At 41.0% G+C, this 5978-nt stretch carries 4 protein-coding genes; all 4 read right to left on the reverse strand.

From position 1 onward, the window contains the following. Positions 1 to 230 precede the first annotated feature (230 nt). The 4 genes from IIB50_02790 to ychF all read right to left on the reverse strand — a co-directional run bounded on the left by IIB50_02790 (position 231) and on the right by ychF (position 5945). Complete coding sequence (locus IIB50_02790; protein ID MCH7530017.1) at positions 231 to 1259, reverse strand: hypothetical protein; 1029 nt, start codon at positions 1257 to 1259, stop codon at positions 231 to 233. Between the two features lie 89 nt (positions 1260 to 1348). Beyond that, the gene (locus IIB50_02795) at positions 1349 to 3739 is read right to left on the reverse strand and encodes a leucine--tRNA ligase (protein ID MCH7530018.1); all 2391 of its coding nucleotides are present in this window, start codon (positions 3737 to 3739) and stop codon (positions 1349 to 1351) included. 18 nt (positions 3740 to 3757) lie between these two features. Next, positions 3758 to 4708 (reverse strand): hypothetical protein, encoded by a 951-nt coding sequence (locus IIB50_02800; GenBank protein MCH7530019.1) that lies wholly within the window; start codon positions 4706 to 4708, stop codon positions 3758 to 3760. A 139-nt stretch (positions 4709 to 4847) separates the two neighbouring features. Further along, entirely contained in the window at positions 4848 to 5945 is a 1098-nt protein-coding gene (gene ychF / locus IIB50_02805; protein MCH7530020.1) for a redox-regulated ATPase YchF, read from the reverse strand. Between the last annotated feature and the right edge of the window lie 33 nt (positions 5946 to 5978).

Below are 5978 nucleotides of genomic sequence, written 5' to 3' on the forward strand. Positions count from 1 at the left end.
GTACAATAGTTATGTCTATCGCACTCCTATACAACTCCGGCGCAACTGTGTTAATACCCATTACTAAGATAGCAAGAAGGATAAGGAGCACTCCAGGTCCGGAAATACCAAATTCCTCAAATGTTTTGACTAATTTATCCATCGATATTTGCGCTTGATATATATCATACACCAAATAATCCTCCGGGCGTAGGAGGATTATTAAACATATATGATTTTAAACAAGAATATTATGCAACCAAATATCTGCCATCGCGGTTTCGTTTAAAGTACATTGGGTCCTGCAAATTTACCAGTATTGTATTGTCCTTTACATAACGTTCTTTGAGTACTTTGCTGATAATTTCATCCCGAGTGAGCGGACCATTCTTTTCTAAAATGTCTTTTATGACTTCTTTGACCACACCGCTTGTATACCCCCACTCTGAAAGTGCGTAGAGCCCCCTTCCGACAAGTACAAACCGCGAATCTTTGATAAGTTCATTGTGACAGGTAGCAATGTGAGCTCGTTTGTTAAACAATGTTGAGATAGTATTTGCGATTTCGGTAAAGTGCATTGGAGAACCGTGTTCTTTGACTGCCAAATACGCATAATCCCGTATTCCTTTTACTTTTACATTAGAAGAGTTAGCTATTCCCCATTCACCGAGCGGGTTTTTGCCGAGCTGTTTAGATAATGTAAGCCAACGACGTACAATTTCCTCGTTTTTGTATTTTTGATTGAGGTCTTTAATTTCGTTTAAAAATGAGCTGATAATTTTAGACTCAGAAACTAAATCCTCAGTAGAAAGACTTTTGTATAATTTCCGCAGTGCATTGTGCACATTCTCTGCAAGCTGTTCATCAACATACCATCGATAGACAAATTCTTCGTCTTCTTTTTTGTTTTTGAACATATTTCCCAACACAAGCATGAAGTGAACATAATTTTGTACTGTTTTATCTTTTGAAACGGCATTCAAAATATCTTCTTCGATCACCACGCCACCGATCGAATCCAAGAGTTCAGAAAGTTCCTCAAATGCCGGCTGTTCACTTTCGAAAACATCTGATTTTCTGATGCTTCCGAGTGTGTATGCTTCTATCTGCCGTACACGCTCTCTGGTTATTCCATACTTGCTTCCAATTGCCTCGAGAGTCATTTTCTGTGTATTCTTTCCCAGCCCATAACGAGCTATCAGTACTTCACGCGCCCGCTCAGGCACAGCGCCTAAAAGACGCTTAGTGACTTGTTTTGGTTTGAATGTTACTGATGTCATATATTATATGTTTGTTGCTAATTATGGGAAATATCGTCTAATTTCTATCACTTCTTCTTTATTAAGTCAAGCCCCTATGCATTATGAAATCATACCACAATGTTAATGAGTTTGTTTTTAATATAGATGACTTCTTTCACTACTTTCTTTTCTATCCACTTGTCTACATTGGGCAGATCAAGTGCTTGTTTTTTGACATCTTTTTCACTTGGTTCGGAGTCAAAATCTAGTCGCGCTCGTACCCGACCATTTACTTGTATCACGACCGTAACACTTCCTTCACGTGCCTTTACATGATCATAGGTTGGCCACGCCTCAAGATGCACCGAATTCCTGTATCCGAGTTTTTCCCATAGCTCTTCAGTAATATGCGGAGCAAACGGCGCAAGTAATCTAATTAATATTATATACGCCGTCTGTGACACTACTTCACACTTTTCCAATTCATTTGTAAAAATCATGAGCGCACTGATAGCGGTGTTGAACTTTAAATCTTCTATATCACTCCCAACTTTTTGTATTGTTCTATGCAAAAGTGGTTCAAGCGCAGTATTGATAGAATAATCAGCAGATATTTTGTCATATATCCTCCATACTTTCTCCAAAAATCTCAAAGAGCCAACCATATTATCTGTACTCCACGCAATTGGCTGCTCAAATGGGCCCATAAACATTTCATATATCCTCAAAGTGTCTGCCCCAACATTTTTTATTACATCGTCGGGATTTACAACATTCCCTTTTGATTTTGACATTTTCTCACCACCTTCAGCGAGTATAAGACCGTGAGACGTTCTTTTTTTGTATGGCTCTTCTGTGCGAACCACTCCGATATCATAGAGAAACTTATGCCAAAAACGAGAATATAGAAGGTGGAGTGTTGTATGCTCCATACCACCGTTATACCAATCAACTGGGCCCCAGTATTTTAGCTTATCTTCTCCAGCAAGTGTGTTCTTGTTGTGCGGATCGGTATAACGAAGATAGTACCATGACGACCCAGCCCAGCTTGGCATTGTATCGGTCTCACGTGTGGCACTTCCACTACATTTGGGACAGGTGGTGTTTACCCACTTTGTGGCATTGGCAAGCGGTGATTCTCCGGTATCCGTTGGTTGATAGTCCTCCACGTCAGGAAGTTCAAGTGGAAGCTCTTCCTCTGGCATCGGAACTATTCCGCATTTATTGCAATGAATAATTGGAATTGGTTCTCCCCAATATCGTTGTCTTGAGAATATCCAGTCACGAAGTTTGTAGGTTATTTTCATTGTGCCATCTACAAACTCTGCTATTTTTTTCTTAGCATCCTGTGCCTGCAACTTATTGAATTTCCCAGAGTTAATGAGCTTCCCTTCATCAAGATAAGCTTCTTTCTGTATGTTTCCACCAGAAATTACCTCTATTACCGGTAAACCAAATTTCTTTGCAAATTCAAAGTCGCGCTCATCATGTGCCGGCACCGCCATGATTGCTCCGGTTCCATAGTGATAGAGTACATAGTCAGCTATGAACACTGGGATTTCCTCCTTGTTTGCGGGATTAATAGCTTTTATACCTTTTATCTCTACACCGGTTTTCTCTTTTCCCTCAGCGGTTCGCTCTATATCCGAGCGCTGTTTTGAGTTTTTAATATATGTTTTGACTTCTTCAAGGTTTTCAATCTCTAATTTAAACGTGCCGATAAGAGGATGTTCAGGGGAAAGCACCATATAGGTTGCTCCATACAACGTATCTGGGCGTGTAGTGAATATCTTGATGTTCTCGTCTTTCCCCTTAATACCAAAGTTTATTTCATATCCTTCACTCTTTCCTATCCAGTTTCTTTGTTGGATTTTTATCGGTTCCCAATAATCAACTTTATCTAAATCACTGTCGAGTCGGTCAGCATACTTGGTGATTTCAAGCATCCACTGTTCTTTTTCCTGTATCTCAGTGGGGCCACCACACCGCTCACACACTTCGTCAACCACTTCTTCGTTGGCAAGCCCTGTTTTGCAATCTATACACCAATTAATGGGCATTGTGGCTTTATATGCGAGTCCTTTTTTGAAAAGCTGAAGGAAAATCCATTGTGTCCATTTGTAGTATTGTGGATCAGTCGTATTTATTTCACGGGACCAGTCAAATGAAAATCCAATTGACTGGAGCTGTCTGCGATATGTGTCGGTGTTTTGTTTGGTTACCTCCTTGGGATGAACACCTGTCTTGAGTGCATAGTTTTCGGTTGGCAATCCAAACGCATCCCACCCAATTGGAAAGAGTACATTGAACCCTTCGGCTCGGCGTTTGCGTGCAATAACATCAAATGCTGTATAACTCCTGATATGCCCAGTATGAAGCCCCTCGCCTGAAGGGTATGGGAACTCTATTAAGAGATAGTATTTTTCTTTTGCGGAGTCTTCTTTTACTTCAAATTGTTTCTCTCTTTTCCATCGTACTTGCCACTTTTTTTCTATGTCTTTATGATTATATTTTTCCATGGCACACGAGTTCTTTATTTAGATTCTTATCCGCGCCGGATATAGGTCTGGGTCAATGGTTCTCTCAAAACAAAACGTACCTGCTTTGTGTTGCCAATTTGTACCTTTGAGTCCGAGTGGTTCCACCATTTTCGGTTGTGGTGCCACTCTGTCGCTTCCAGCACTTGCGAGCTCAAATTGAGCACACAGTTCAAAGGCAAGACCAGAGAGTTTCCCATATGAGTAAATCTCACCAGTCTGCGGATCAGTGGGTACTGTGTACCCTGAAATAGAGTCTTCAAGTGCAGATAGGTTTCCTGGAAGTACTCCTTTCTGTTGCCAGTAATTTACAATCTGCCACTGTATACTCTGTAAATCAGACACTCTTTGATTATCAAACCGTAGCTCTCGCTGTGATTGTGGTGAACCCATGATAAAGAACCCAGCGATGATGGATGCGAGAACAACTGCAGAAACACCCCAACCTATTTTCTTTAAAAGCACTTCATCGTGTTCCCACCTGTCTTTCAGTGCTTCCAAATAGTACCAGAAAGCACCACCTATAACTGCGAGCACTGCTGTAACCTTAAGCACAAAACGTGTGGTAAGCTCACCTCCGAGGAATGTGTTCACCAAAACAATGAGATCTATGATAATGGTTATGCCGGCAACAAAGAGTGTCAGGAAGATAAGCCATTTTCGAATACCTAGTTCTCTCTTTGTTGGATCAAGGCGCAATTCTTGATTAAGTATCCTCGTTAGAAATACGTACGCAGGATAAATGATAATAAGCGACGCTATGGCGAAACGAATACCACCTGAATATGGGTCTCGGTAAGACTGAAGTTGGTCCGGAAAGAGCACATTGATGTATTCAAATAAAAGAGATAACAATGAAATAGCACTAATATAGAGTGCTGCCATCGCCGCAATGTGGAGAAAGAAATCCTTCGGCGAGAGCTTTGGTTTTAGCGTTTGGTTAGTATCCATGCAAAAAAACAATTATATAACGCCGTAATAATACAACAGAAAACCGTACAAGTAAATGCTAGATTTAAACTCAATTACCCTAGTACCATGCGCCTTAGGCGCAGCTACTGGGCAGGCGTCACCATCAGAATTTCAGAGGTTAGATTTTAAATTCAATAACATCACCATCTTTCACTATGTATTCTTTTCCCTCGGTTTGCACAAGTCCTTTTTCTCGTGCTGTGCCGTATGATCCGGCATCAAGTAATGTGTTCGTAGAAATAACTGTCGCTCGGATAAATTTATTCTTAAAATCATTGTGGATAGCAGACCCTGCCTCTGGAGCTGTCGAACCGCAGTGGATAGTCCACCCCCTGGTTTCATCTTCTCCCGTAGTGAAAAATGTTATAAGATTGAGCATTTTATATCCTTTGCGTATTAGAGCATTTACCCCGTCATCAAAGACACTAAATTCTCGTCTAAATTCATCTTTATCTTCAGGAGCTACATCACGAAGTTCTGACTCAACGCCTGCGTCAATCTCAACCCATGATGCGTTTGTTGATTCTAGAAAATCTTTCAACCGTTGATACCTACCATCATCAAGCTTATCTATATTAATACTATCTGTTTTCTTATTCAGTACGTAGAGAATCGGTTTGGTGGTTAAAAGATGTAAATTACGCACCGCAATTTTCGCATTCTCTGGCAGATTAAAGGAAGACGCCAGTGTACCTTTTGTGAGTATGTGTTCAATTTCGACAAGAGCATCTCTCTCAACGATCGCTGTTTTGTCTCCTTTTTTTATGTCCCTTTCTATATTTGAAAGCCGATTTGTGACAGTCTCTAGGTCTGCCATGATGAGCTCGAGATTAATCACTTCAATATCACTGAGTGGATCCACCTCTCCTGAAACATGCGCAATGTTTGGATCGTCAAACATCCGCACAACTTCTGCAATCACATCAACCTCTCTTATGTTTGAAAGAAATTTGTTTCCAAGCCCTTCGCCTGCCGACGCCCCTTGGACTAGACCAGCAATGTCTACAAATTCAACCGCGGCGGGAATTGTCTTTTCTGATTTTGAGAAACGGCTCAGCTGGTTGAGCCGTTCGTCAGGCACCGCAACTACACCCACAGACGGATCAATGGTGCAAAACGGAAAATTCTCCGCCGGAACAGATTTGTTCGTCAGTGCATTAAATAGCGTTGACTTGCCGACGTTGGGTAATCCCACAATGCCTATACTAAGCGACATAGTGCAATATATGAATTAAGTTTATTTTCTTGC

The sequence above is a fragment of the Patescibacteria group bacterium genome (assembly GCA_022560785.1).
GTDB lineage: Bacteria > Patescibacteriota > Minisyncoccia > Phycocordibacterales > JADFSL01 > JADFSL01.

What these genes read in the sequence shown, in the direction of transcription:
- IIB50_02800 (MCH7530019.1), bottom strand. Translation starts at nt 4,708, where the DNA reads ATGGATACTAACCAAACGCTAAAACCAAAGCTCTCGCCGAAGGATTTC.
- IIB50_02795 (MCH7530018.1), bottom strand. Translation starts at nt 3,739, where the DNA reads ATGGAAAAATATAATCATAAAGACATAGAAAAAAAGTGGCAAGTACGA.
- IIB50_02790 (MCH7530017.1), bottom strand. Translation starts at nt 1,259, where the DNA reads ATGACATCAGTAACATTCAAACCAAAACAAGTCACTAAGCGTCTTTTA.
- ychF (MCH7530020.1), bottom strand. Translation starts at nt 5,945, where the DNA reads ATGTCGCTTAGTATAGGCATTGTGGGATTACCCAACGTCGGCAAGTCA.